At 45.2% G+C, this 26,037-nt stretch carries 22 protein-coding genes and 1 tRNA gene; 4 read left to right on the top strand and 19 right to left on the bottom strand.

All coding sequences use genetic code 11. The features are described 5' to 3' along the window. Positions 1-4 precede the first annotated feature (4 nt). The 16 genes from FCL46_RS03970 to FCL46_RS04045 form a co-directional block, all read right to left on the bottom strand. Entirely contained in the window at positions 5-1,156 is a 1,152-nt protein-coding gene (locus tag FCL46_RS03970) for an AAA family ATPase (protein WP_136810008.1), read from the bottom strand. A 1-nt stretch (position 1,157) separates the two neighbouring features. Further along, on the bottom strand, positions 1,158-2,444 hold the full coding sequence (locus FCL46_RS03975) for a restriction endonuclease subunit S (protein WP_136810007.1): 1,287 nt from the start codon (positions 2,442-2,444) through the stop codon (positions 1,158-1,160). Further along, on the bottom strand, positions 2,441-3,997 hold the full coding sequence (locus FCL46_RS03980; RefSeq protein WP_136810006.1) for a type I restriction-modification system subunit M: 1,557 nt from the start codon (positions 3,995-3,997) through the stop codon (positions 2,441-2,443). Before FCL46_RS03980 ends, FCL46_RS03975 begins: the two co-directional genes overlap by 4 nt. Positions 3,998-4,596: 599 nt before the next feature. Continuing rightward, a complete protein-coding gene (locus tag FCL46_RS03985; RefSeq protein ID WP_228723325.1) occupies positions 4,597-4,980 on the bottom strand; it encodes a helix-turn-helix transcriptional regulator in 384 nt (127 codons plus the stop codon). Between the two features lie 1,976 nt (positions 4,981-6,956). Further along, on the bottom strand, positions 6,957-7,904 hold the full coding sequence (locus tag FCL46_RS03990) for a hypothetical protein (RefSeq protein WP_136810005.1): 948 nt from the start codon (positions 7,902-7,904) through the stop codon (positions 6,957-6,959). Between the two features lie 595 nt (positions 7,905-8,499). Continuing rightward, positions 8,500-9,222, bottom strand: coding sequence for a hypothetical protein (locus tag FCL46_RS03995; protein WP_136810004.1), 723 nt, complete (start codon positions 9,220-9,222; stop codon positions 8,500-8,502). Positions 9,223-9,328: 106 nt separating this feature from the next. Next, positions 9,329-9,940, bottom strand: coding sequence for a hypothetical protein (locus FCL46_RS04000; RefSeq protein ID WP_136810003.1), 612 nt, complete (start codon positions 9,938-9,940; stop codon positions 9,329-9,331). 4 nt (positions 9,941-9,944) lie between these two features. Beyond that, the gene (locus FCL46_RS04005; protein ID WP_136810002.1) at positions 9,945-10,142 is read right to left on the bottom strand and encodes a hypothetical protein; all 198 of its coding nucleotides are present in this window, start codon (positions 10,140-10,142) and stop codon (positions 9,945-9,947) included. Positions 10,143-10,153: 11 nt separating this feature from the next. Next, complete coding sequence (gene dnaB, locus FCL46_RS04010; protein WP_136810001.1) at positions 10,154-11,479, bottom strand: replicative DNA helicase; 1,326 nt, start codon at positions 11,477-11,479, stop codon at positions 10,154-10,156. A 453-nt stretch (positions 11,480-11,932) separates the two neighbouring features. After that, positions 11,933-12,142, bottom strand: coding sequence for a hypothetical protein (locus tag FCL46_RS04015; RefSeq protein WP_136810867.1), 210 nt, complete (start codon positions 12,140-12,142; stop codon positions 11,933-11,935). A gap of 60 nt (positions 12,143-12,202) precedes the next feature. After that, on the bottom strand, positions 12,203-12,964 hold the full coding sequence (istB, locus tag FCL46_RS04020) for an IS21-like element helper ATPase IstB (protein WP_136810868.1): 762 nt from the start codon (positions 12,962-12,964) through the stop codon (positions 12,203-12,205). Further along, entirely contained in the window at positions 12,961-14,445 is a 1,485-nt protein-coding gene (gene istA / locus FCL46_RS04025) for an IS21 family transposase (protein WP_136810869.1), read from the bottom strand. Before istA ends, istB begins: the two co-directional genes overlap by 4 nt. A 75-nt stretch (positions 14,446-14,520) precedes the next feature. After that, positions 14,521-15,024 (bottom strand): hypothetical protein, encoded by a 504-nt coding sequence (locus FCL46_RS04030; protein ID WP_136805056.1) that lies wholly within the window; start codon positions 15,022-15,024, stop codon positions 14,521-14,523. Continuing rightward, positions 15,021-15,359 (bottom strand): hypothetical protein, encoded by a 339-nt coding sequence (locus FCL46_RS04035; protein ID WP_136805058.1) that lies wholly within the window; start codon positions 15,357-15,359, stop codon positions 15,021-15,023. Before FCL46_RS04035 ends, FCL46_RS04030 begins: the two co-directional genes overlap by 4 nt. A 12-nt stretch (positions 15,360-15,371) precedes the next feature. Then, the gene (locus FCL46_RS04040; RefSeq protein ID WP_136805060.1) at positions 15,372-16,043 is read right to left on the bottom strand and encodes a KilA-N domain-containing protein; all 672 of its coding nucleotides are present in this window, start codon (positions 16,041-16,043) and stop codon (positions 15,372-15,374) included. Positions 16,044-16,897: 854 nt separating this feature from the next. Then, positions 16,898-16,974, bottom strand: a tRNA-Arg gene (locus FCL46_RS04045). A gap of 665 nt (positions 16,975-17,639) precedes the next feature. On the opposite strand from FCL46_RS04045, the gene FCL46_RS04050 reads away from it, so the two are divergent. Further along, a complete protein-coding gene (locus FCL46_RS04050; RefSeq protein ID WP_136805061.1) occupies positions 17,640-18,791 on the top strand; it encodes a TRAP transporter substrate-binding protein in 1,152 nt (383 codons plus the stop codon). A 329-nt stretch (positions 18,792-19,120) separates the two neighbouring features. On the opposite strand, the gene FCL46_RS04055 is transcribed toward FCL46_RS04050, so the two are convergent. Together FCL46_RS04055 and FCL46_RS04060 are read right to left on the bottom strand one after the other, a co-directional pair. Then, entirely contained in the window at positions 19,121-20,902 is a 1,782-nt protein-coding gene (locus tag FCL46_RS04055; protein WP_136805063.1) for a chloride channel protein, read from the bottom strand. Further along, the gene (locus tag FCL46_RS04060) at positions 20,899-22,101 is read right to left on the bottom strand and encodes a deoxyguanosinetriphosphate triphosphohydrolase family protein (protein WP_136805065.1); all 1,203 of its coding nucleotides are present in this window, start codon (positions 22,099-22,101) and stop codon (positions 20,899-20,901) included. Before FCL46_RS04060 ends, FCL46_RS04055 begins: the two co-directional genes overlap by 4 nt. Positions 22,102-22,342: 241 nt before the next feature. On the opposite strand from FCL46_RS04060, the gene FCL46_RS28420 reads away from it, so the two are divergent. Continuing rightward, positions 22,343-22,561: a SelT/SelW/SelH family (seleno)protein gene (locus FCL46_RS28420; RefSeq protein ID WP_275942846.1), complete on the top strand. Its 219-nt coding sequence runs from the start codon at positions 22,343-22,345 to the stop codon at positions 22,559-22,561. Between the two features lie 8 nt (positions 22,562-22,569). Here the strand turns inward: FCL46_RS28420 and FCL46_RS04070 are convergent, their stop codons facing one another. After that, a complete protein-coding gene (locus FCL46_RS04070; protein WP_136805066.1) occupies positions 22,570-23,076 on the bottom strand; it encodes a metal-dependent transcriptional regulator in 507 nt (168 codons plus the stop codon). Between the two features lie 159 nt (positions 23,077-23,235). On the opposite strand from FCL46_RS04070, the gene recN reads away from it, so the two are divergent. Beyond that, the gene (gene recN, locus FCL46_RS04075; protein WP_136805067.1) at positions 23,236-24,930 is read left to right on the top strand and encodes a DNA repair protein RecN; all 1,695 of its coding nucleotides are present in this window, start codon (positions 23,236-23,238) and stop codon (positions 24,928-24,930) included. 1 nt (position 24,931) lies between these two features. Then, positions 24,932-25,978: a thiamine biosynthesis protein gene (locus tag FCL46_RS04080; protein ID WP_136805069.1), complete on the top strand. Its 1,047-nt coding sequence runs from the start codon at positions 24,932-24,934 to the stop codon at positions 25,976-25,978. Positions 25,979-26,037: the final 59 nt, after the last annotated feature.

Raw genomic sequence — 26,037 nt, forward strand, 5'->3', positions numbered from 1 at the left:
TGCGTTATCCTGCTGTTTCGGCGGGCTGGCCAGCCGCTGACTTGAAGCGGTAGGTCTCGTTGATTTTCCTGACAAGAAATCCCATCATTCGCTTATCGTCATCATCAAGCTCTGTGACTTCCTCCGCAGAATGCTTGGAATGACTGAAAAGATTAATCATCCGCGTTTCGTAAGGATTCGTTCTTCCACCCTCGGTTCTGGGCAGCAAATCGGCCCATTTTTCATACCCCAGAAAGGTAGACGTCTTCTCCAAGAGATTTCTCAGGTAATTGTAATGATACTTGCGAATCTTTCCTGTTTGGATGGCTGTCTCCAGTTCGCTTTTCAAATAAAGGTGATAGGCAAAGGGGGAATCACTCTTTTGGTCTTCGAGTGTATGACCGCCGTCTTCCTCCTTCCTGAGCAAATACTTCTTCGCACCTCTGAGCTCGTTATGCAACACGTTGTAGAAAAGTGGATTGTGCGTGGTGATGATGAACTTCAGTTCGCTTTCGCTATGTTTAATGATGCTCGCGATATTGACAGCCAGCTCAATGAGGTGGTTCTCATCAAGAGAACTCACTGGATCGTCAATGAAGACATACTTCAAGTGATTGAACTGGTCAGTATCCCGCTCTTCCACCTCGGCGATATTCAGTGTTTCTACCACCAGATCCCAAAGCGTGTAGAAAACGCTCCAGACGAAATTGCTTTCCTCTCCCTTCGATAGCTTGATGTTGTCTTCCTGCTCCTGATTCCCACGCTCAAAGGAGAAAGTGACTTCTGAAAAGTCTCCATTGAACTCCGGTGTGAGTTTGTCACTGGTATAACGCTGAAAATTGGTGATGACATTCTGATCCTGCCCCTGATCGACTAGAGTCCAGTTGGTGAAGGCATTTGGCTGAATGATAAGTTTGGGAGCCACATCCTCGGTTAAGTCGTTATCCCAATAAAAGAGATCCTCGGTGAACGCATTATAATAAAGGATTTTGAGATGCGACGGATCAGCTTCCTCCTCTCCATCACCCTCTGTGTCAGTGGTGAGTTTGGGTGAGACCAGTTCCTTGAATTCACGTGACAAACGTGTCTTGCCGCTTCCATTGAAGGCGTAGATCAGCTGCACTTTTTTATCACTCTCCTGAAGCTGCTCGGCGATTTCTCTCAAAGTCTGGCTCATCTTAGGCAACTCCCTCCGTTTGAGGTTCAGGTTTTGGGAAATCCAGCAACAAGTCGCGGTAGTACTCGTATTGCTGCTGTCGCAGCTCGATTTCCCGAGGGAGCCCCTCGCTGATGGAGTGTGTCAACGTGTCGAACTTGTCGAGAATGGCAACTATGCGGGATTGTTCTGCGAGAGATTTCTCGGGATCGTTTGGGAATGGAATAGGAATATACATTTTTGAAATGCCTTTTATTAAAAGCCTTTTCACTTTCCCCCGGCTCACGTGTTTTTCTTTTTCAGATGTGAATCGAGCCGTTTGCATATAGTGAGAGATGAATACCGGATTCATGGTGGAACGGAATGCGTAGCTGTCATCGTGAATAGCGACTTTTTCATTTCCCAACCATGCGACCGCTTTACCAACCTCTTCAACAGTTTCCCCTACGCTTGCGATGACGACATCTTTTGGCTCTGCGTATTTTAATGTTGGTGCAAGTTCAGGACGGACTTGTGAGATAGCCTCAGTGGTTGAGGTTCCATAATGAGTGTAAATTTCGCCATAGTGAATGACCTTAATGCCATTATCGGTGTAGTCAGATTTGGTGAAACGCTTTCCACGAATAAATTCACCGACTTCTTCCATTGTCTTCCACTCCACTTCACCCTCTTCGAAGGTGAGGAGCTGGTCGCGGTAGTAGTTGTATTGCTTTTTCCGGGCTGTAAGCTCGGCTGTAAGCTCGGCTGTAAGCTCGGTGAAAGTGTCCAAGATGCGGACGATTTCCGCTTGGATGGCTAGCGATTTCTCAGGGTTTTCTGGGCAGGGAATGGGGATGGGATATAAGGAGAGCCACCGCGTGCTCAAGTTTTTCTGCCCTCCACCAGTGGCGTTTGCCATTGCATCATTTTCAAATGATGTCCGGTCAAAAAAGTGAAAAAGATACCGCGTTAACACAAGGTCTTCTTGGGCTCGAATACATGCAACTCGCTGGTTTAATCCTGCTGGCAAATCAGCTTTAGACAGCATTGCAACTCGTCCAGCATTACCCGTGAGAGACATTACTAGATCTCCATTTGTTAGCAGATACTTGGAAATCTCAGATTTCGAATCAATAGGGTAGAACTTCAGATTCTTGTCAGACATTTTTCCTTTTTGGACGTCTGAAATACGAATAACCCGAATTCCCGAATCCGTGTATCTTGAGCTTTTGAATGCGTATCCATTCAATACTTGAGAGAGAGCCCTTAACGGCACCCATTCCACCTCCGCTCCATCAAGCAGCTTTTCTAAGAAGGCGCTCTCGTTCAAGCCTCACCCCCTACGATTTCCACGATGATGGTGTCGATATCCATACGAAGACCGTCGATTTTGGTGACGGTGGCTTCGATTTCCTGATTTAGCTCTGTGATGTTGACCACCTCGCGGGTGTCCTTGGTCTCTATATAGGAGCTGACAGAGAGATTGAAGTCATTCTCCGCGATTTTCCCCATGCTTACGGACTTGGTAACATTCGCCACATCCTCCTTGCGGTCGAAGAGCTTCACAATCTCCGCGACGTGGGCATCGGTCATCAGGTTGTTGTTGGTGTTTTTCTTGAAGAAATCTTCCCCCGAGGCATCGATGAACTGAACCTTGGTATCGGTCTTGTGCTTGGAGAGCACGAGGATGTTCACGGCAATGGTCGTGCCGTAGAAGAGGTTCGGAGCGAGCGAGATGACGGTCTCCACAAAATTGTTCTCAACGAGGTATTGGCGGATTTTTTGCTCGGCCCCACCCCGGTAGAAAATCCCCGGAAAGCAGACGATGGCCGCCCGCCCCTTACTGGAGAGGTAATTGAGGCAGTGCATGACAAAACCGAAGTCTGCCTTGGATTTGGGTGCCAGCACACTGGCGGGAGCGAAGCGCTCGTCGTTGATAAGGGTGGGATCATCGCTACCAATCCATTTCACCGAGTAGGGTGGATTCGAGACGATGGCGTCAAAAGGCTTATCCTCGCGGAAGTGGGGTTCGGTCAGGGTGTTACCGAGCTGCATGTTGAACTTATCGTAGTTCACATTGTGCAGAAACATGTTCATCCGAGCGAGGTTGTAAGTCGTGTGGTTGATCTCCTGACCAAAGAAACCGTCCTCAATCAAGTGATCGTCCATGTGCTTTTTCGCCTGTAGAAGAAGGGAGCCGGAACCTGCAGCTGGGTCGTAGACCTTGTTCACGCTCTTCTGCCCGTGGATGGCGAGCTGTGCAATGAGCTTGGAAACATGCTGGGGAGTGAAGAACTCACCACCCGACTTCCCTGCGTTGGCCGCGTAGTTGCCGATCAGGTATTCATAGGCATCCCCGAAGAGGTCGATCTCATTGTCCTCAAAGTGTCCGAAGTCGAGTTCATTCACTCCTTTCAGCACGGCGGCGAGACGACTGTTCTTATCCTTGACCGTCCTACCCAAGCGGTTGCTCGTGGTGTCGAAGTCAGCAAACAGCCCTTTGATGTCCTCCTCAGAGGCGTAACCCATGGCAGAGCTCTCAATAGAGGTAAAGATCGCCTTCAGATCCGTATTGAGATCTTCGTTGTCATTCGCCTTGGCGACGACGTTTTCAAAGAGCTGGCTGGGATAAATGAAATAGCCCTTGGTCTTGATGGCATCGTCTTTAATATCATCCGTGATGACATCATCCCCAAGCTTGGCGTAGTGGATGCTCTCGTCGCCGCCTTCAATGTAGCGAGCAAAATTCTCACTGATGAAGCGGTAGAAAAGTGCGCCAAGCACATATTGCTTGAAGTCCCATCCGTCCACGGTGCCGCGCACGTCATTGGCAATCTGCCAGATGCGTCGTTTCAGTTCGTCAAATTGTTGGGTGCTGGTCATATAGTTAACCTTATTTTAATCGGGTGAAAATTGACTGGTTCGGTAAGTGCATAACAAGTAATTCTCTGGTTTCCTAATAACTCCAGAGAGGAACAAAAAACTGACAACTTGAAATCAACAAGATAGGGACTATTCGGCTATAGATCACACGTTTTTTGTTGGCTATCAGGTTAACAGGTTATCACGCTTACATTGGAGTGTTTATACAGAAGAATAGTCTGTAGGGCAACAAGCAAGATACCACGACAATAGACGTTCGTACTGGATTTGAGATTTGCACTGGCTGGATGAAACTGTCTATCGCATGACAGACTTATGATGTTTCCTGTATCTGTGCACTTGGGCTGTATTATTAAATAGGGGGCCTCGGATGCTTCTCGTATGTGTAAAATGTTGTCAGGGGTGGGGGTTGATAACACGCCAGTATCAACGTCCTGTGCTGAGCGATAATCTTCGAATATCTGTTAAATGTAATCAAATCCTGTCAGCAAAAGCCGCCAGATTGAATTTCGATTTCTACCTTTAAAACATTAGATCGCAAAGAAATGAGAAGGCCCACTCACCGACCGAATAATAAACGCCGCTTACCTTGATAATGTTTATTGCCTCCCCTCAATAAGTGACAAAAGCCACTCGTCAACTTCACTCTCGATCCATCCTGTAGCCTTGACTCCAATATTGATTTGTTTTGGGAATTTGCCTGCATCGACTAAACGGTAGATTGTTGCTTTGCTCATACCTACTCTCTTCACCACGTCTCTTATTCTCAGAATATTTTCTTTCCCATCCTCCTGTGCTTCGTTTTCCTTCCTCCACGTATTAAGTGCTTTAGCCGTATCATCAAGCGACATGTTTGGAGGTTTGGGGCTTTCTCGTGCTTTGTTTTCTTTATTTTTAAATGCAGCTTGTAGAGCCAAGAGTTCGTTAAGCATTGCTTCTATTCGGCTCAACTGAGCTTTTATCTCGAAAATCTCCTGTTTCATTCTTTTTCTCCATAACGTTGTCATTGGGTAATTTAGTATGGGTTTGGTCAAATAGTCATGCTATTGGAGGAGGGACCGGTAACGCTATCATCAAAAACGAGATTCACAGACCTTACTGGTTCATAACCGACGGATTAGAAGAAACCCGTCTATTATCTTGAAGAGTACAGCCAGTAATACAACACGGTTGAGGTAGACCAGTGGTTTTGGAGCCTGTTCTCAAGTGGCAAGGTTGTTCTGTTTAAATCTGCTGCTGTTAGTGATTATGCTACCTCAGTGCCTAAAAGCGTATATTTTCTGTGAATGTACTCAACATTATCACTCTCACTCATTATTATGAGAAGGACAATGTAAGGCTGTGATCAGGTTACACTGGCCTGACGGTAAGAGGGAGGGGACACAGGCAGGGAAAGATCAAAATATTACAAGTATGGTTGGCATGGTTGCAGATTTGTAGAGTAGAGGAGTAGAGACCTACGCTTATGCTAACAATCACTTTGAGGGGTGTGCACTAAGGACAGTCGAAAAAAAACGAACAATATTTGTTACACTGTAACAATGTGCATAACTACCGGTGAAAGATCTTCTTACATGGGTCTACTTGATGTCGTAATCTTTTGATGTCGCTGGCAAAATCCAGTGACCGGGATTGGCGTCCCGAATTCCATAGGCGGACAACCCGCCATTGTTACATGTAATGCGTGGGTATTATTGTGTCCGAAATTCAGCTTGCTTCCAATTTGGACGGGTTGAGGAGGGAGCCTTAGGGCTCGCCGGACCTATGGCCGGTAACACCAACCTGCTCAGCACCATCCTTTTTTGATTGGCGTCAAAAGAGGATGGATAAAGAACCTTTCAATAGGGGCAAGAAATGAAAAACAAAATCAACTTGACCAACAACTCCAGTGTTTTGCGTCGTGTTAACGATGATTAAATAAACTCAGCCTTGGGCATAGTTGAGAAGAACAGACCTTTAGAAAATGTCGATGAGTTGTATTGTGCCACTGTAATTCTCACCGACATGATTGCCTTCATAGAACTTGCAGCAGACTCAGATGGACGTGATTATAGGGCATGGACAGGTCTTAGGGAGTTTGCAAGGATAAGCAAGTTAGTCTCTCTAAGAGTAGAAGAGTATGCGCTGACAAAAGAATAGCGTTTATTGTGCATCAGGGAGTTTGTCAGATCAAGTCGTGACTATTACAGCTAATTTTTTCTTTCCCGCATTGTTTTCAATTCTACGAATGCGGTTTCTTCGATTTCTGCTCTATAAGAAACGGTTTGCTTTCCGATTATTCATGTAGGAGGGGCTTTTTTTCGGGATGATTCTGGCATCAGGGGCCGGTTCAAGAGGTTTACGGCCTCCTCTTGCGTTGGGCCCTGCAACTGCAATCTGCAATTCCAGAGCGTAATTAACTGATGTTGCGTTGTAAGACAGGGTTGCAGGTGTTCTTTTAGATTGCCAAGGATAGTGCTAGAAATCTTGTTTGATATGAGCTGTACTACATTTTCACCTCACTCCTGCAGGCGCAGTCTTAATGCTTACGAATTCTCTAATCGTGGGGGACTCGTAAGTATTAAGATGTATAAATCCAGATTCGACATAACATAATTGGGTAGTGAGGCTAAACCTGCTCTGACACCTCCTACAACATGCACCACAAGATTTACGGGGAAAAGGTTCGTCGGTCAGTATCACTTTTGGTTCAAGGTTGCCAGTTGCAATATTGGGCCTTGCTTCCAATTCCTTCACACGCCTGGTCCTGATCGTCATGTTTGTCTTGGCGTTGGGCCCATTTTGATGGGGCGCTCTCCAGGCACAAATGCAATTCGCAGCTGGACCTTCCAACGTCCAGCATTCTCCTTATTAGTCGTCCATGTCTTGCAGCATAGGATGCTCCAATTCCGGAGTTCCGGTTCAACAAACCGGAAAAACAATCCAACACTCCCACCCTGCAAAATGCGAGAACTTTCCATTACCTTTCGGCAAATGCTTTAGCAGCAATTTCTGCATCACCAAGGTCCACGACCTGACTAGGAGTACAATCGAACAACTTTTCAAACCGCGATGGACCAATTAATTTTGCAATTTTACTAAATTTTTGCCGATTAATCTTATTCACGCTCTTTACATACGCTTTAACAGTAATTTCTTTACTAACCAGCATGGAGTGGGAACCCTCTGTTTCACGATCAGCTACTTCCATGAGCTTAATAATCGCCTCCTTTTCGTTATCGTTTACGCAATCTCCTATTCGTTCATCAATCATAAAAAGTCGCTCTTTCCTCAACATCTCCTCTTTGCTATCGCCAGCATCAATTGATTCCAACAATAATTCGTCCAACCGTTCTAGATAATTGTTATTATTCATACTGCCCTTCTTTGATGAAACTGGATTGTTGACTGATTTATTGCAATATCTGCAATATCTGACATGTAATAAAAAATCTCGTTGATTCCTTCCGTAGTGCCCAAATGATAATTGCGAAAGCCAATAACCCCTTACGCCCTCAACGATTATTCTCGGTGACGCTAAGTACAAGATCTGATTTGTAACTTGGTGACAAACGCCATCTAACAGATACACGTCAACCGTTCCAGTACCATCCTTGTTATTTGATTTACATATACAATTCAGTAATGATAAATCTCCTTTCACAAAAACTTTTTTACCCTGAGGTACCAATCGGGACTGATCGTTATGAAAGTCTCCATGGCAGTACCAAAAATTTTGATTTCGGCTGACAACATCACCAATTGAGTCATTGGCAGATAATGGAAAATAGTCAGTAACATAAGTGTGATCCATCTTGTCTATAATCTGCTCAACTTCATCAGAATAAGGATTCAGCTTATTAACTAAACGATCCAGCTTGGAACGGCCGCCAATCGGTCTTGCCCATGCAAACAATTGAACTTTCATCCTATCCTCCTTCATGCACATTTCATTCCATTTTATACCTGATGGCATAGATAAAGTAGATGAACTAATGCCACAAAAAGAAAACAATTTTCGAGGGGGTAAAGATAAAATGAATTTCCTCTAGTTCTAACGGGTATTGTGGGTGACGTTAAGCGTCATTGTTGAATCTATATTTTGTCACCTAACAAAATATGTGTGCTTAATAAGTGAATTGTATGTGCCATTCAATCGCTAGTCAATCTAAAGGATAACTCTTTCCATTCCCTACCTCCATGCCCTGAAGGGCCTAACTTTTAAAGTATAAAGATCGCAGTAAAAGATCGTGACCACCTTTTTGTCCATTTCACATCTTATTATACCTCCGTCTATGTTGATACAAGAAGCCACAATCAGAAACTTTGGATTAGGTTTCTGTTGTGTGATTGGCATGTCTTGAATTGCAGGATCTTGGCACCACTTTTTACTAAAGATACTTCCTGATAATCTTGGTGAGAGTGGGTAGCCCAACGGTGAATTGTCAGCTCAAATCGAACCTATTCGCTCGTGCATGTCAGATCGAATCCAGATTTCTACAATTAAGACTTTACTGTTCAATTTACGCAATCATGGATTCACCCATTTCCGGCCCACCAAGCATTATCTTTTTTTCATTGCTGCTCAGGTTAGTGCTTTGGGGTCTCTTGCTGTTTTTCCACCCAGCAAGGCCCATACCTGCAGCACTTGAAAGTGAAGAGCCAATAGAGCTACGAGTGTCTTGTTCACTTTGTGCGTCAGCGATTGCTTTATTGGTAGCATCACCGGCAAGTGTTGTCATATCACGCATAGCACCAGTTGACTGCCCACGTCCCATTGCAACTGCACCTTGCAACCTAAGATAGGTCTGATCATCAACAGCCTGAGAAGCGTCAGTTTTTGCCTTAGCTGCAGCTGTTCCCTTCCGATTCGAGAGTCCCGAGATAGCAGCTTTAAACCTACCGCTGCTCGGGTCCATCCCAGCAGAGAAGTTTTGAGAGGTAACCTCACGCTGCTGGTTATCGAATACAGCACCAACACCGGTATTAACCTGGCCAGCCATTTTAGCCTGATCTCCTGCATCCATTTCGGTGTTTTTGATCCACTCGTCTTCAAATGGTTTGAACCTTGTTTCGTATTCGTTCCACTGTTCCTGTGAAATTTTGGCGAGTTCTTTCTCCTGTGCCGTTTCCTCAACCTTACCGCTTCCTTTGCAAAGAGAAATAGTGCCTGCATGGTTAAATGATGTCTCACTTTCGACCTCGCCACTGGCAATGCCGATAACTACTTCTGTGTAGATTTTCATACTATGTTCCTCGAACAATAGTGGAGTTCGTTAAGCATTATCACCCGGTAATTCTCCCTGTATTTGTAGAGTTGTTCAAGAGCCAGGTGATTCTGTCGTGTATCTTTTACTCACCATCAAACACAGGCAACCCTTTTGACGTGCCATCAATGGACTCGATTATTTCCAAGAGAGGGTTACTCTTCTTTTCGTCTGAATCATCAGCGTCCTTAATATTGAACGCTTGCCTTTCTAGTTGAATTCTCCTGTGCATCACGTTTACTAGGTTATTGAGAGCTGTAGCCCTTTCCGTAATTGCTATCATCACATCCTGCTTTATGATCTGGCCTTGAAACTGTGTGATGTACGTCTTTTGTGGACAATCGCCCAAGTCACTAACCATTCTTGACTCAAGATCCCGTAAGCGGTTTATGTCTTTCCTGTGAGACTTAATAACCTCAACTCTGGTACTGGATGCACGGTCGATGGCTTCACTATCTAGCATCGTGTAGCACCCTGCAACTTGTGCATCTACCTGAACTAGTTTGGCATTTGCTGCCTGCCTGACAGCTGAAGATAAGTCCCGTGCCCATTTACCTGTTTTCGCGTGTTTTTGAATCGCAGTCCTGCTGCAACCATGGCGCCTAGCAAGTTCGGCATCTGAGTACATGTTCGTCCGGTACTCACGCTCTATCAATTCCCAATCAAATTGTTTCTTCTTCTTTTTCACCTCTGCCATGCGCTTACCCTCTCAATATTACTGATGACTCAGAAGCCATGCCGATTCTTGTCTTCGATATGCCACCTCCATAACCACAATATATTTTTGCAGTAATGACGTATCCACAGGGCTTCACACGCTGCAGGACGCTTATCACTTCCTGATTTATGTTATTCCATATCACTATGAGTCTGTTGGCTTTGCTGATTATCGTGCTCATCTCCCCTCCTGCTAGATATTCGAAAATCTAGTAAAAGCACCATCGAAACGGAGTTTGATTTCCCCCGTGGGTCCACTTCGTTGCTTACCAATTATGATTTCAGCAATCCCCTTTGCAGGATTACCTTCATCTCGATTGTAGACCTCATCCCTATAAACAAACAGTATCGTGTCTGCGTCTTGTTCAATCGCTCCAGACTCCCTCAAGTCTGACATGATAGGGCGTTTATTCTCTCTATTCTCAAGACCGCGATTAAGCTGAGAAAGTGCGATAATAGGCACATTGAGGTCCTTAGCGAGTGCCTTCAGGCCTCTAGAAATATCAGCTATTTCTTGTTCTCTGTTGCCTCCTGAACCTCTCGCAAGTTGCAGGTAGTCAACAATTACAAGGCCAAGCGTATGGCGAGCGTGCAGCATTTTGGCCTTTGCTTTTATCTGCGTGATAGATAGGGCGGGAGTGTCATCGATGATTATGGGCATTCCCCTAATATTCGAAACAGCCTTATTTACTTTAGGTCTAGTATTAATATTTAAAAGTCCATCACGTAGAGCCTTCAAGAAAACCCCTGATGATGTCGAAATTAGACGTTCTACTAATCGGTGCCTCTCCATCTCCAAGCTAAAAACCAAGCAAGGAACACCAGATTTGGCAACATTCTCAGCTATATTCATAGCCAAGGCCGTTTTGCCCATGGCGGGGCGGGCAGCTAAGATGATTAAATCTCCTGGAGGAAGTCCTGAGAGAATGCTGTCGAGAGCTGAGTAACCTGAAGGAATACCAACTAAACCCTTGTCACTCTTACATCGTTCATCTATGTCCGCCATCACCTTTTCGAGTGTGTCACCAACAAAAGATGCTGTTTCATTGTGTCCTGCTGCTATCTCAAAGAATTTTTTCCCGAAATCATCGGAGGCACATCTGGCACTCCCTTGCTCATAGCATTGATCACTTAATCTGGTACCAAGTTCGATCATTGCCCTGAGTTGAGCTTTTTCTGTGACGATATCACAATAGTCTTCGACTTTTGATACAACAGGTATCACACTGGTTAAATTTGCTAGGTACCCAGCACCACCAACTGAATCTAGCTTCTCCTCACGCTTTAGAGAATTAGTGACAGTAATAGTGTCGACGTTTGTTTCAGACTTCCATAGACCATCGATAACCCAGTATATTGTTTTATGGCTGTTACTGTAGAAATCGCCAACTTTTAACTTGGAAAGAACCACTGGAATACAATCAGCATTAAGCATCATTGTTCCAAGAATGGCCTGCTCTGCTTCAATGTTATGTGGTGGTATTCTCTTTAGTTTGCTACGGGTTTGAAATTGTTGCATGTCTTTTGCTCCTTTCTACAGTCATACCGCTGGCGGTAATCACAGATTTCACAATTGATAGTAATCCCTTGCGGATTAACACTAGGTTCATCCTCAAACCTCCGCTCAGACAACCATCCTTGTGGATATTTAGGAGTTCGCCCCTGATCCAAGAGGGATTGTCTGTTCTTTGCCTCGCGCCGCGCACCTTCTATGATAAGTTTCAAAATTTTAGGCGTGTACACAGCAAGGAAGGCATCTGCTGCAGCGGCTTTTCCTTTGCGGAGATTGAATGCTGTCCAGAACTCGTAAAAGTCTTTGAGTGTTTGACCGGTGAGTCTCTTCTTTTTTTGTGAAAGATAATATTCCTTGCCATCAGGTTCGACCTCACCCGCATTGTTAGATGCGGTATTCTTTGAATGGTTAGGTAAGGTAGGGTGTTCAACGACAATTATAACTCCGGGTTGACGACAATTATAATTCCGGACTCATCTCGCTTTTAACACTTTGTTTTAACGGTAAAATATCACTTTTCTTCTTGCTAAAACAAATTTCCATAAGTAACATTTCAATACTCATCCGGAGGATAGGGCAACGCTGAGGAGCGACCTGAGCGCCGAGATGAATGCCGTAAGGATGGAGACCGAGCGTTACTGCTCGGTCTTTGTTTTTTTCTCCATCCATATGGCCTCAATGCGTTAAACCTCGGGGGTTTGGGGGCAGAGCCCCCGGTACTGAGGAGCATTAACCTGCCTCCAAGTTCTGTTTTGCCTTTTTTAGCCTGTAACTATCGAGGTTGAGCTCCAGGATGACACTGTGATGAACCAGGCGATCTATAGCAGCAGCAGTGGTCATCGGATCTTTAAAAATCTTTTCCCATTGTGAAAAAGGTAGATTGCTGGTGAGCATGATGCTGCTTCGTTCATAGCAGTATGCCAGTAGAGTGAACAGCACCTCCATCTCTTCCCGGCTTTGCTGGACGTAACCGATATCATCGATAAGTAACGCGTCATATTTCACCATTTTTTTGAGCATTCGGGGTAGCACAAGTTCTCTTTTGGCCACCAATAAATCTTGAACAAGCAAGCTGCAGGACGTGAAGAGAATTCGCTTGTCGTTGTTAATCAGCTCTTGCGCAATCGCGCAAAGCAAATGGGTTTTGCCACTACCGGGATTTCCAAAGGCCAATATGTTTTCAGATCGTTCAAGGAAAGAACCTTCCAACAGGCTATTCACCAAGCCACGAAGTTTAGCAGGAAGGCGAGTCTGGTCAAACGAGGCCAGGCTTTTTTCCAGAGGCAGCCTGGATTCCCGTAAATATCTCGCAATGCGTTTGTGCCGACGTTCTTCGCATTCTCGAACAACCAACTCCTGGAGATACGCTTCATAGCTCAGTGATTCCTGCCTGGCTAACTCAGCCTCGCCCCGATAACAGGCTCGAACAGTTGATAGATAGAGCTGCTTTAACGACCTCTCCAGAGTAACCACATTATCTGCTTGATTCATCCGTGGACCTCCTCTAAGAGTTGATCATAACCAGCAAGGGTAACAGTCTGCACCGATACGTCAGTGACAGGTTCAGCCGGCTGTTTCAAGGAAAGAAATTTGTGTACCTCAGTAGCATTTATTGGTTCTTCTTCTGCAATCAAGTAACGCAGAGCATCATCGACAGCTGTCTCGTTTTTCTGAGCAGCAAGTTGTAAAATTGACAAGTATTCTTTGGCAGCATTGGTAACACAGTGCTGTTGAGCAAGAGTATCATAGGCCATCCGGAATCTGCTGGTTGGAAACAGATCATTCAGATACCTGTAGTTTTCAAACGCCCGAGGTTTGCGAACCAGCCAGTCAATGATATGACGGTATTGAATATAATGCTTGTTGCTGCCTCTTATCCTCGGAATATTTTCAATATGACTTTGTCCATACCAGATCTCCAGATGCCCTGAATACAGGCGAACGTTGACCTTTTCTTTTATCAGACGACTGTTAACTGAATAGACTTTGTGTTTTATTCTGATAGTGCTGCTCGGTCCGACTCTCACTTCAAAACGCGTACATGTATCAAGCTTACTCGAAGGTAAGGGTTTCAAGGCTGCCTGTTCTTCGAGAAATCGTGATTGACGATTGCGATTAAGTTGTGCAAACAGCTTCTGCAAAAACAGTTCATACTCTTGTCGCGTAGTAAAATCCCGACTACCTCGCAGCATTAGTGCTTGATCAACTGCTTTCTTAAAACGATAATGGCGCTGTTCAATGTCTCCGTTTTCATGAGGGCTGGAAGGATTTGTTTTACGCCCCTGCATATTGTAGTGGTCCAATAACCCTTGATATGCACGAGTAAACTCTTCAAGATTTTCCGGTTTATTTACCGCAGCTGACAACCTATCCGTTTGGTGTTGCTCGGGAGCACCGCCAAGTTGCCAAAGACATTGTTGCAGTCCTTCGCTTAAACTCTCAAAACTTTCTGAAAAACATATTGTCCCCGTTTCCCAGTTTGAATAGGTCAGAACAAAATGAAATACCAGGTGATCAAATGGCTGGCCTGCAATAGTAATTTGCAATTTATCCATATGGGTGAAATCTGATTGGCCTAATCTGCCAGGGTGATGCTTTTGCGGAAAATAAATTTCATTACCAGGGCCTGCTGTAGCACGCCAGTTTTTTACTCGACGTTGAAAAGTCCGAAGCTGACCATCGCTGAAACGGCCAGGGTGAAGTCGTTGCAGGTGACAGAAAAGTGTTTTGGCCTCAAGGGCGTCATTGCTTTCTAAAAATGGTGTAACCGAGGACCATACATCATCAAAAGGGTCGTCTCGAGTTCGCCAATCTCGTATTCGTTCAGCGTTAATTTCACTTGGTAACTTTTCAAGATCACGATACTTGCGGCCAGTTTTTTCATCCATGCCAGCCTTCAGTGATGCGACCTCTAATGTTTTTCCCTGACTTAAATATTTCTTCAATTTTCTCACCTGAAAGTCTGTGACCATTCATATCCCTCCTTTGAGAGATATGAATAATCGGATCACAATTTTCCGGGAAAAATAATTGTCGTTAGGGGGGAATTATAATTGTCGCTGATCAGTAGGGAGAGGAGAGGAAAGGAAAGGGGTATTACTCCCTTTTTTGTTTGGTATTACATCCTGTATACTCGTAGTATTCTCAGAGTATTGAAGTTGGTTTCTAACTCTGCTGTTTTCTTTCTCTGCCTTCTTGTCCCACCGGGCTCGTATCGCATTTTTAGCTTTTTCAGACCTTGCTTTAGCGCCTACTACCCACGCTTGATGTATATTCCAGTTGTGTAGCCGATATGTTCCGTTACCGTCATCATCTAGAAAACCTAAATTTATGAGAGAATCAACGAACTCCTGTGGTTCACCTTCCCACTCGCTTTCTAATGCAATGTCTTCTACATCCCAGCCTATCAGAATCCCGTCAGGTTTACTTGTTGCAGTGCCAATCCATAAATAAACTAGGCTAAGGACCCCTTCAGCTCCTAGCTTCCTCCGTAGTTTCTTCACCTTTCTGTGAGAGCGGATAGATACTGCAAGGCGGATATCACTCGTCATAGCTCCTCCAGTGATGCCAATGCCTGCTCTTTGTCATAATGGAGCTGGCAATTTGCTGCTACCTGATGCTTCTGCTCGAGAAACTCTAGCCCATTGATGATCAAGGCATCTTTGGCGCGGTCGATCCATATCTCAAAACCCCATTCCTTTCCGATTATGTTGAGATTCCTTGCAACTTCAAACGGATTTTCTATGAGTAAAATGCTCTGGCAATACCTTAGGGGAATGGAGCCGCCTGCAGCTGTTAGATATCTCAATAGCGTTCGGTGATTACCTTCGAGTTGATTAAGAAGGGGACGAAGATAGTCTTTAGTTGGATCTGTGAATATGTTCATGACTAATCCTATCTAAGCTACAATAGCGATTTTGCCGACATACAAATCGCACAACATGTCTTTACGGGCACTATACTCAAGCCCTAACTCAATCAGCCCGGTGTTCACTCGCTGTAATTTTTCAATCCAGAATAACTGTGCTGTAGAGAGTGAATCCCTTACAGTTTTCACCTTGTTGGTTTCTTTGAATTTTCTAGCAGGCATTCCCAATACCATACGATTTATCAGGTTTGCTTCATTGGTATAGTGATACTTTCTTAAAGGGGGGTGGGCTTCTAACACAGCTACCGTCATTGGCAGGTAACCCGTGCGTGCTTCAAAGCTAGCACACTGCCGCTTTTTCTCTTCCTCCAGACGTTTTTTAGGCCATTGGTCAAGCTGAACAGCAAAAAATGGGCTTAACCATCTGGCAAAGGCAAGCCCCAAATCATTGTGTAACCAAGTGCCGCTGTATCTTCCGCGTCTTGTTTTGACGTATGATTTCATATCACCCCCATAGAGGGTAATAAAGGCCTCTAGGTAATCTTGGTTTTGCTGTTGTTTCCAAAAGTCATCTGGGCGTTTGTTGAACTCTTTTGCCATCTGCGTAGCATTGAAGAACATCGATTCAGAATTGATTGCAGACACATCGACTGTTAAGTGTGCGCCGCCAATTTTTATGATTTCAAAATTATTCTCATTCATTGTCTCCCCCCTCCAATATCTTATTACGCTGAGATGAGGCAGAATTGTCGGGTACTTCTTGTCCCATTTGGGCTGCAACCCGGGACGAGGGCGCTTTTTTATTTGCAATCATTGATTATCCCTCCGAACGTGAGATCAGCCACTCAACCAAATTGTCTATTGGATAAACCACAGTTCTCCCGATTTTAAAGGCACCATGGACCCCAGTTCCTGCAGAATCGTGATTCGCGATAGATCTTGCTGCTATAGCCCCTCCTGTAAAGTTTGGTATCTCAGATCGTGCTACTATCCTACTGGGCCAGTGGTTTGCACACGCTCTTATTGATTCAATTACTGCAGATTTCTTATCTTCATTAGTGCAATTCTGCTTTTCCATTTTCGCTCCGTCAAAATTATGGCTTGCTGCCCAAAAAAAAGGCAAAAAAAAGGCCCGAATAGAGAATTCTCGTCTATTCGGGCCTTAGGATTTCGCTGTATAGCGATCCCTTGGTAACCTGTAACTACTTTATGATCTATTCGGGCCGTGGGAAACGCTTTGTAGCGATCCCTCAGTAACCGGTTATTCGTATGACATTAAGTAAAATATCAATCGAAGCATAAAAGTCAACATGTTTATGATCACTTGGGTCAATATGTGGTGTGTAGTGTTGGTTGCTGCTACCTTATACGGTATGGATTTGTGTGTTCATGATTGCTGCACCTATGAGTTCATAGTTATGGCTCATCAAGACCTATGGTAATCGCCGAGGAGTGAAATATAACGAGGTTGAGTGAAAAGGTTGTACAGGGGTTGTACAGGTAGGGCGAATACAAAAAAGGACTTACAGAGTTTCTCTGTAAGTCCTTTAAATAACTGGTACACCCGAAGGGATTCGAACCCCTGACACCCAGGTTCGAAGCCTGGTGCTCTATCCAGCTGAGCTACGGGTGCGTGTGTATGGCAATCTGATACCATGTCTGGGGCCAGAGGTCAATGGCTAAAAGGGTATCAGAGATATGGCTACTGCAGAATACTATTGTGTTGCAGAGCTTTAAGCTTACAGAACTCGAGCCGTCAATCTAAGGCTGTAGACTATGTGGTACACATTCTGTGGTTTTTTATGCGTATCAATAATCGAAAATTATTTGAAGGCGACCAGGCTGGGTTGAACTGTAGTGTCTGATTGTGTGTAATGAGTTAATGCCGTAGTTCACCAATGCTCTGAAACGTATCGAAATTTGATAACTACATCAGAATATAGGCGATATCTCTTAGGTCGTTGGGAGACACGAGTTATTTCTTCTATAAATAAGCAATTTTCTGGCTTGTGTTTGACCCCGTAGTTTCCCTTCATGATGAATCAATCTGGAATCTCATGAACATCATCTGGCAGTCATGATCCTCTCGCGAGATCAGGAATTTTTTAAAAACAATGCTGGCGCAATTATTGAATATGAGACGCTCAATGGAATGATGGACAGCGGTCATCTGTCTCTCGTTTCTTTCTCAGGGAGTTGCCAGGACGACACAAGGACTATACAGCCCCCTGAAGTGAAGGTGTGTTCCGGTGTATTACCGGTGTACGCGATTGAAAAAACAGCAAGGAGGAGCGTTTCATGAAAAAATTATTTGCAGGTGCGATTACCGCGTGTTTGGCAGTTGGTCTTACAGTTGCTACCGCAGATGCCGCAAAGCGCGAAAAGTTTGGTGTTGATAAGCGTCACAGTGAAGCAAAGCGCGTAAAGTTCGAAACATCTACTGAGAAAATCAAATGGAAAATGGTAATGCCATGGTCCAAAGGGTTGCTATTCTACGATATCGCTGTTCACTTTGCAGACAGCGTACGCCTTGCATCTGCAGGACGCCTTGATATCAAACCTTTCTCTGCTGGTGAACTTGTACCTGCTATGCAGTCTTTTGATGCTGTAGCCAAAGGTTCTGCTCAGGTAGGTCATGACTGGCCGGGATATTGGAAAGGTAAGAACGAAGCTTTCGTTGCGTTTGCTTCTGTTCCTTTCGGTCTTGATGGTGAAGGGTATAACATCTGGCTGCAGGAAAAGGGCGGTATCGAGATGATGCAGGAAATCTACGGTCAGTTCGGTCTGTATGCTCTCCCTGGTGGCCAACTTGGCCAGGAAATGGGCCTGTTCTCCAATAAGCGCGCAACCAAGATGGAAGACTTCAAAGGTATGCGTCTTCGTACTCCGGGCTGGTACATGGATATTATGAACAACCTTGGCGCATCAGTATCTCCGCTGCCTGGTGGAGAAGTGTATCTTGCTCTCGAGCGTGGCGTTATTGATGCTGCTGAATTTTCTTCACCCGCAATAAATTTCCCGATGGGTTTTGATGAGATCACCAAATATGCTATTCAGCCGGGTGTTCATCAGCCTGGTATCCAGTGCGCTTTGTTCTTTAATCAGGCGGCATGGGATGGCCTGCCGGATGATCTCAAGTGGATAGTGAAACTCGCGGCTGCAGAGACTCAGGCATGGTCATATAACTGGATCAACTCTCTGAATGCTGAAGCAATCAATAGGTTTGCAGAGAAGATTGAGCTTGTGAAAATGGACAAAGAGACGCTTATAGAGTTCCGTAAAGTTGCCAAGACCTATATCGACTCTGTTAAGGCGAAGCATCCTGATGTTAAAAAAGTAATGGACAGTCAGGAAGCGTTCATTCAGGAGTTTTCTGTATGGCGTGATGCACGTAGTGGTGCTGCTCCATGGCCATACGAAACATATATCTCTGGTAGGATCACCGAGTAAGCGTATCAGACATGATGCTGACGCTGTGAATCCCTGCGGCTGTTGAGTGCCAAATCTATACCCCTCTCTTTTGAATTACGGGGAGGGGTATCAGGTTTCAGCGATATTCCTCTTAACATGATTCAGAAAATGTCAGTACTCGACTGTAATTAGAAATAAAGCGAGTGTATCACATCGTCAACATGTAGCAGAAAGTAGACATAGATCAGATGGTTGGGCAGAATGACCCGTTGTCAGCGCATGTGCTTTGAAGGAGCACAATGATTCGGGAAGAATGCAGTCTGCCCGTTTATTCATAACCTGAGCGAATACACGTGCAATACTGCTGATTAATCAGGGCTTGCGACCCGAATGGAACCAACCTTTTCGCTAATACCTTTTTTCAATACCTGACGGTTGTAGGCTGAAATGACGCTGCGGCGTTTGAGCATACCGACCACCCATTTGTTTTCGAGAGATTCTACTACAGGAATTTCTTCAATACCTTTGATATCAAAAAGCTGCATGGCTGTGTAGAGCGTATCATCAGGTGTCAGCATGATAACGTCACGGTGGCAGATTGAACCAACGGTCTTGGCTTTTCGTTCACTCGTGTCGCGATGAATAATATTCTTTACATCGGTCATTGAGACTATACCGATCATTTTTCCGCTGTCATCGACTACAGGGAAGTAAAAACCGCTTTTTGTCTGGCTGAAAATAATCAGTAGTTGATTGATATTTGCACGTTCACTGATGAAGTCTACATCTTCAGTAATAGCCGAACCAACTTTGAGCGACTTCATGATTGCTACTTCACGACCCTCATGAATGTTAATACCTTCCCTGCTAAAATCGACAGTATCGATTGAGTCTTCACTGAGTTTTGTAGCAACAATAGTACCAATGATCGAGGCAAGCATTACCGGTACGATAATTCTGTAATTACCTGTCATTTCAAAGAGCAGGAAGATCGCTGTCATCGGTGCATGGGTAGAAGCTGCTAGAAAAGCACCGATACCTACGGAAGCGTATGCTCCTGAGTCAGCGGTCATCGTAGGAAAAACTCTGTGGACTATAGAGCCGAACGTGCCGCCAACCATGGTGCCGATAAAGAGCGCAGGAGCAAAAACACCACCGGCACCACCTGAGCCAAGTGTGATGGCTGTGGCTAAAATCTTTAAGAAAATGAGGGCGAACATGATCTTCATCATACCGTCGCCATAAAGCACTTCTTCTATAAAGTCATAACCATCTCCCATAACCTGCGGAAACATAATGCCTATGGAGCCGACAATAAACGCGCCAGTTATCGGTTTAAGCTGAGCAGGCATTGATAAGGCCTGATACTTGTCGCGCACGTAATAGAAGATTTTTATATGGAGAACAGCAACACACCCGACAATTACTGCGAGCACACAGTACAGTGGGATTTCGAGATAGGGATTAACCATATTATATTGAGGGATGACAAAAACACTCATCTCTCCAAAATAGGCACGGGTAACAACCGTAGAAATTGCAGAAGCGGTAACAAGGGCGGAGAACGATTTTATCTCATAGGTTCCGAGCAGGACTATCTCGGCAGCAAAGAAAATGCCAGCAATCGGAGCGTTGAACATCCCGGCGATGCCACCGGCACACCCAGCTGCGATATACACCTTCATTCTATTGCCGGAAACGCGAAAAAACTGTCCAACCTGAGAACCCATCGCACCACCTATCTGGGCGATCGGTCCCTCAACACCTGCAGAGTTTCCTGTACCGATAGTGATAGCTGTCGAGATTATTTTTAAGAAAATGGTTCTTGCGCGGATATAGCCGCCTTCAAGATTGACCTTGCGCAGAAATTTTGTAAATCCGTAGCCGTTGATCTCTCCGGGAAAGAGCAGGGAAAGCGGAATAAGCAGTACCATGCCGAACATCGGAATTAGCGGCAACAGGAACATATGCCAGTCGCCGTTGTCAACCTGAAGAAAATCCCTGCCACCCTGAAGAAAAACTGAATCGAAAAGGTGAACGACAGTACGAAATATAATATTGAGCAGGCCTGCCATCAGACCGATGAATGTTGCTATGGCCAGTAAGCGGGTATTTTCACCGGGCAGCAGTTTGCGTATGGATAACTTCATTTTTTTGTTGGCACACTGCAGCCAATTGCTGCTGCTTGTCTGAGGAAATATGCATCTGTCATTCCGGCTATAAAATCACGAACCATAGCCGCAGGTTGTTCTGCGTTATAGCGGTCGGTTACATCCGTCATAAGATCGACCTGAAAGTTTGGAGTTACCGATTTACCAGAAATATTTTTAAGATAATGGGCAAAGAGTGCGCGGTAACATTCCCGAATTCGGGGATAGTCCTTTTTCGTTGTCGGGGCGAGATAGATGTGTTCGTAATTGAATGTTTTGAGGTCACGAAGGGCCTCAGATACCTCGGAACTGAATCCGATAGAGCCGGTGTTTGCGGTGTCTGTCTTAGATGGAAAACCCGGTGGAGTGACGTTACTGTTATTGATAAGATCGGTGACCAGGCTGTAAACGATGGTGCCGTTTGTGTCGCCAAGAATTTCTTTACAGCTTTTCGGGATATCTGCCCTTGAGACGAGATTCAGAATTATTGCATCTTCAATGTCACGACCAATATAGGCAATGGTGTCCGCGAGACGCACAACACAGCCTTCAAGGGTACCGGGAAGCAGTGCATATTTTGGGTCGGTCTCTTTTGCTGCAAGTTTTGCATCAAAAGCCGTAAAATCAAGATCCCTCTGAGGCGTAAGTGCACGTGAATGAATCTCGCCATCATGACAGAGAATGCCGTCAAGTGTCTGAACGGTCAGGTTCCAGCCTCTTCCTTTTCTCTCAAGCTGGTCGAGAAAACGGACTGATTGAATATTATGCTGAAATGAAGGCAGGTCATGTTCGAGGCATAGTTCAGAGAGAAAACTTTCTCCATCGTGACCAAAGGGCGGATGCCCGATATCGTGGCCAAGGGCTATTGCTTCTATAAGGTCTTCATTGAGGTGCAGGAAGCGGCCAATGGTGCGTGCCACTCGCGAGACAAGTTGCACATGGAGAACTCGATGGGTAATATGGTCGTTGGAAACAAGGCAGAAAACCTGTGTCTTATCTATATAACGGGTATAGGCACGGGAGTGAAGGATACGGTCCGCATCAAGTGCGAAGTGCTGGCGATATCCTTTGCGGTTCTCAGGCTGTCTTCGTCTGCCGGTTGAGCTGCAGGTAGCAAGAGGGGAGAGGTTGCTGTATTCCTCTTTGTTCAGTGATTCCAGGATTGAAAATAATCCATCCTGGGAACTGCGGGCCGACATGAGCGTGTTTCCTATATGTTGCAAATCTATGAAAAGTGAATACCTTCAACGGAAAAACTGGCTATTATACAGAAGGTGAAAAAAAATGCACCCATTGTGGCCCTAAAAATCACATATTCCGTGATAAGTGGTTTGCCTGTTGTTAACCTGTGAAGGTTTTTTTAGGTTAAAAGAACCTGTAGTGATTAATCTTAATGGCTCTTTATTGAGCTGTCCACAAAGTGAGGGGAATAAGAAACGAATGAAGATATCGATTGAGTATTGCACCAGATGAAACTATAAACCCCGTGCTTCCAGGCTGGAGGCCGAACTTATCACCGATTTTGGTGCTGATGTTGAATTGATCGCATCCTCCGGAGGCGTTTTCGAAGTGGTGGCCGATGGAAATCTGCTCTTTTCAAAGAAATCCCTCAACCGCTTTCCTGAAGACGGCGAAATTGCAGGATTAATAACGGGCTGATAGGAACATCAGCCCACTTTTTTAGATTGATCCAGGCATTTTGATACGCAATCTTCACAGTCAAGAGTGGTCTTTCCCTGTGCACAATAATCGCTGAAGCCTTTTATCAGGTCGTCCCCGCCGCGTGGGCATTTCTGAATAAAATCAATGAAATTGATCATGCGATTGATGATTTCCGGAGGAGCTGCATGTTCAACTTTGCATGCACCTTCTTCTGAGATATCTTCATCCAGTGCCAGAACCTCAATGAAGAAACGTTTGAGTGTTTGATGGCGGAAGATGACATCCTCGGCAACTTTGCGGCCTTTGTCTGTTAAGGTAATCGCTTCATAAGGAGCATAATTAATAAGCCCCTTCTTGGAGAGTGCTCGTAACGCCTCTGTAACTGAAGCTCGACTGACATCGAGTTTTGCAGCTATCTCTTTACTTCTGGCGACGAGTTTTTCTTCAATTATGTGATAGATCGCCTCGATATAATCTTCAAGGCTTGCGCTGAGTGACTGTTTTTTTTTCATGATTCGCTGATGTACTCTGTAAGTGTTGGGGATTACCAGTATTAATTAATAGCGGTTGCCAGGATTATGCTCCCCTGTTATAGGGGTGTAACCTACTGCCCTTTGACAGTGTAGTCAAGCCGCAGAGAATGAATATGATTCCATGTATGGAAAAAAACAATGCTTTGTGAATTACGGATAAATAATCTGGCCTTAATCAGCTCTCTTGAGCTGAGTTTTGATGAATCTCCTGGCGGCGGATTGATAGTTATGACCGGTGAGACAGGTGCCGGTAAATCAATAATGTTGCGGGCAATTCATTTACTTACGGGGCGTAGGGCTTCCGCCGATTGGATTAGAAATGGTGCAGACAGTTGCATCATCGAAGCCTTATTCGATGTTAACCCGCAAAACCTGCCGCTTTTGCGCAGGCTTGAAGAAGCCGGTTTCGGTACGGAACCAACTGTCATTATTAAACGGGTCATCAATCGTAACGGCAGGAGTAAGCTCTATCTGAATGGGTCACTTGCCACTGTCAAGATGGTGTCAGAGTTGACTGCAGATATGTTGAGTGTCGCCAGTCAGCATGATCACCAACAACTCCTGCAGCCCGCCTTACATCTTGATTTTCTTGATACCTATGGCGAACTCTGGAGTGACCGGCAGGAGTTGGGCCAGCTATACTCACATTGGCAGGACCGCAGGCAGGCACTCTCTGATCTCAGGAAACAGGAGCAGGATAAAGAGCAGCGCCGTGATTTTCTCACCTTTCAGCTTGAGGAGATAGATCAGGCTGAAGTTCAAGTGGGGGAAGATGAAGAGCTTGCTGCCGAAAAGAAACGACTGAAAAGTGCCGATGTACTAATTAAAATCAGTCAGGAAAGCTATTATCTTCTCTCGACTGAAATTCTCGACAGTATGTCTACACTCCGTCGTAATCTCGAGCAACTTGTGGCCCTTGATCCACAAGCGGAAAAACTTGCTGAAGAGATTGGCGGGTACACATTCCAGGCCGAGGATTATGCAGCTGAACTGCGCCACTATCGAGATGGTCTTGAGTCTAATCCAATACGACTCGATCAGGTGAGCGAACGTCTGAATATAATTCACAGCCTCAAGAGAAAGTATGGTGAAAATCTTGAAGATGTCCTCGCTTTTGCAGAGAAAGCACGACAGGAGTTGACCCAGATCGACAATATGGATCGGGAAATAGAAGAGCTGGAGCATGAGGTTGCAGCCCTTGAAGAGCAACTCAGTACGGCTGCAAATAAGCTGATGAATAATCGTAAAGACGTTGCTGCCAGTATGGAAGAAGCAATGGGGCATGAACTGTCATCGCTCGCATTCAACCAGTCTGGTTTCGAAGTACATTGGCAGGATATTGAACTGACACCTGATACATTGCGGGCCACGGGATGGGATAGAGTAGAGTTTTTCTTCTCGGCTAATCCGGGCGAACCTCCTCGTCAGCTTGCAAAAGTTGCCTCGGGTGGTGAGTTGTCGCGATTAATGCTGGCTATGAAATGTCTGCTTGCTAAAAGAGACATGGTGGATACAGTAATTTTCGATGAGGTTGATTCCGGCATCGGTGGTGAGGCTGCTGAAGCTGTTGCGCGTAAAATACGAGAGCTGGCAACCCATCATCAGGTGTTTTGTATAACACATCTGCCGCAGATTGCCGCACGTGGCAACCTGCATTATCAGGTGTCTAAAGTAGTCGAAGAAGGCCGAACCCAATCTTCAGTGGTGAGGCTTTCAAATAGTCACAGGGTGCAGGAACTGGCCCGCATGCTGGCAGGAGATTCAGCAACAGATCAGACCCAGGCCTGGGCCCGGGAGTTGTTGGAGAAAGGAAGTGCAATAGAAGTTGGATAATATGTCAAAAGTTAAAGCGTTGTCCCTTTTTTCCGGGGGTCTTGATTCCATCCTTGCTACAAGGGTGGTAATGGATCAGGGAATAGAGGTTACTGCAGTTAAGTTTGTCTCCCCGTTTTTTGATTACGAAATTCTGAGTCATATAGAAGGATACTGTCAGGAGGTTAAAGATAAGTACGGAATCAATGTTGTGGTTGTGGATATCAGTAAAGGATATCTGGAGATGCTGCGCAACCCGGCTTATGGTTACGGGAAGAATTTTAACCCCTGTGTGGACTGTAAAATATTTATGGTGAACCGGGCAAAAAAGATGCTTGCTGAGTATGGCGCATCGTTTCTCATTACCGGTGAAGTTATCGGTCAGCGCCCTATGTCCCAGCGCCGCGACACACTCAACGTGATAAGTCGTGATTCAGAAAGTCGTTCTGTGTTGTTAAGGCCGCTTTGTGCAAAACTTATGAGCCCGACACAGCCTGAAGAAGACGGGCTGGTGGATCGTGAAAAGCTGCTGAATTTCAGTGGTCGTGGTCGATCCCGGCAGATTGCTCTTGCTGCAGAGTATGGTATCACCGATTTTCCATCGCCCGCAGGTGGTTGTGTGCTTGCAGACCCCATCCTCAGCAGACGTATTGAGAACTTTTACGGCGATAACTTTGTCGTAAAATATGAGGATATGACGGTCACTGATGTTTTGCTTCTGCTGGTCGGGCGACAATTTTTGCTGCCAAACGGGGGCTGGTTAATGCTGGGCCGTGATGAGCGTGATAATGATAAGCTCGAATCAATTTGCGAAGAGGGTGATGCGTTACTCGGCATGGAGGAGAGACCTGGGCCGATCGCTTTACTCCGAAGAGCATCCACCTGTTATGCTGATGATGCTGCACAGCAGGGAGATCTTAATTATGCGGCTGGACTTGTTGTCAGATATGGCAAGAAGGTAAAAGATGGTCCGCAGACTGGTGAAGTAATCTGTACCCTGAGTGGTGAAAAGAAGACGATTATAGCCGAGCCTTTGGCAGATGAAATCTCCAGGGAGTGGATGCTGTAGCGGAAAAGCCTTTGCATATTCCTCCTTGTAATAATTCAGGTAAATACTGTGCCAGGCTC

Origin of the sequence: Desulfosediminicola flagellatus, from assembly GCF_005116655.2 — a bacterium.
Classification (GTDB): Bacteria; Desulfobacterota; Desulfobulbia; order Desulfobulbales; family Desulfocapsaceae; genus Desulfopila; species Desulfopila flagellata.

Bases quoted from the DNA above. Each gene is read 5' to 3' on its own strand.
- FCL46_RS03970 (WP_136810008.1), bottom strand. From the start codon at position 1,156: ATGAGCCAGACTTTGAGAGAAATCGCCGAGCAGCTTCAGGAGAGTGAT.
- FCL46_RS03980 (WP_136810006.1), bottom strand. From the start codon at position 3,997: ATGACCAGCACCCAACAATTTGACGAACTGAAACGACGCATCTGGCAG.
- FCL46_RS03985 (WP_228723325.1), bottom strand. From the start codon at position 4,980: ATGAAACAGGAGATTTTCGAGATAAAAGCTCAGTTGAGCCGAATAGAA.
- FCL46_RS03990 (WP_136810005.1), bottom strand. From the start codon at position 7,904: ATGAAAGTTCAATTGTTTGCATGGGCAAGACCGATTGGCGGCCGTTCC.
- FCL46_RS03995 (WP_136810004.1), bottom strand. From the start codon at position 9,222: ATGAAAATCTACACAGAAGTAGTTATCGGCATTGCCAGTGGCGAGGTC.
- FCL46_RS04000 (WP_136810003.1), bottom strand. From the start codon at position 9,940: ATGGCAGAGGTGAAAAAGAAGAAGAAACAATTTGATTGGGAATTGATA.
- FCL46_RS04005 (WP_136810002.1), bottom strand. From the start codon at position 10,142: ATGAGCACGATAATCAGCAAAGCCAACAGACTCATAGTGATATGGAAT.
- dnaB (WP_136810001.1), bottom strand. From the start codon at position 11,479: ATGCAACAATTTCAAACCCGTAGCAAACTAAAGAGAATACCACCACAT.
- FCL46_RS04015 (WP_136810867.1), bottom strand. From the start codon at position 12,142: ATGGATGGAGAAAAAAACAAAGACCGAGCAGTAACGCTCGGTCTCCAT.
- istB (WP_136810868.1), bottom strand. From the start codon at position 12,964: ATGAATCAAGCAGATAATGTGGTTACTCTGGAGAGGTCGTTAAAGCAG.
- istA (WP_136810869.1), bottom strand. From the start codon at position 14,445: ATGGTCACAGACTTTCAGGTGAGAAAATTGAAGAAATATTTAAGTCAG.
- FCL46_RS04030 (WP_136805056.1), bottom strand. From the start codon at position 15,024: ATGACGAGTGATATCCGCCTTGCAGTATCTATCCGCTCTCACAGAAAG.
- FCL46_RS04035 (WP_136805058.1), bottom strand. From the start codon at position 15,359: ATGAACATATTCACAGATCCAACTAAAGACTATCTTCGTCCCCTTCTT.
- FCL46_RS04040 (WP_136805060.1), bottom strand. From the start codon at position 16,043: ATGAATGAGAATAATTTTGAAATCATAAAAATTGGCGGCGCACACTTA.
- FCL46_RS04050 (WP_136805061.1), top strand. From the start codon at position 17,640: ATGAAAAAATTATTTGCAGGTGCGATTACCGCGTGTTTGGCAGTTGGT.
- FCL46_RS04055 (WP_136805063.1), bottom strand. From the start codon at position 20,902: ATGAAGTTATCCATACGCAAACTGCTGCCCGGTGAAAATACCCGCTTA.
- FCL46_RS04060 (WP_136805065.1), bottom strand. From the start codon at position 22,101: ATGTCGGCCCGCAGTTCCCAGGATGGATTATTTTCAATCCTGGAATCA.
- FCL46_RS04070 (WP_136805066.1), bottom strand. From the start codon at position 23,076: ATGAAAAAAAAACAGTCACTCAGCGCAAGCCTTGAAGATTATATCGAG.
- recN (WP_136805067.1), top strand. From the start codon at position 23,236: ATGCTTTGTGAATTACGGATAAATAATCTGGCCTTAATCAGCTCTCTT.
- FCL46_RS04080 (WP_136805069.1), top strand. From the start codon at position 24,932: ATGTCAAAAGTTAAAGCGTTGTCCCTTTTTTCCGGGGGTCTTGATTCC.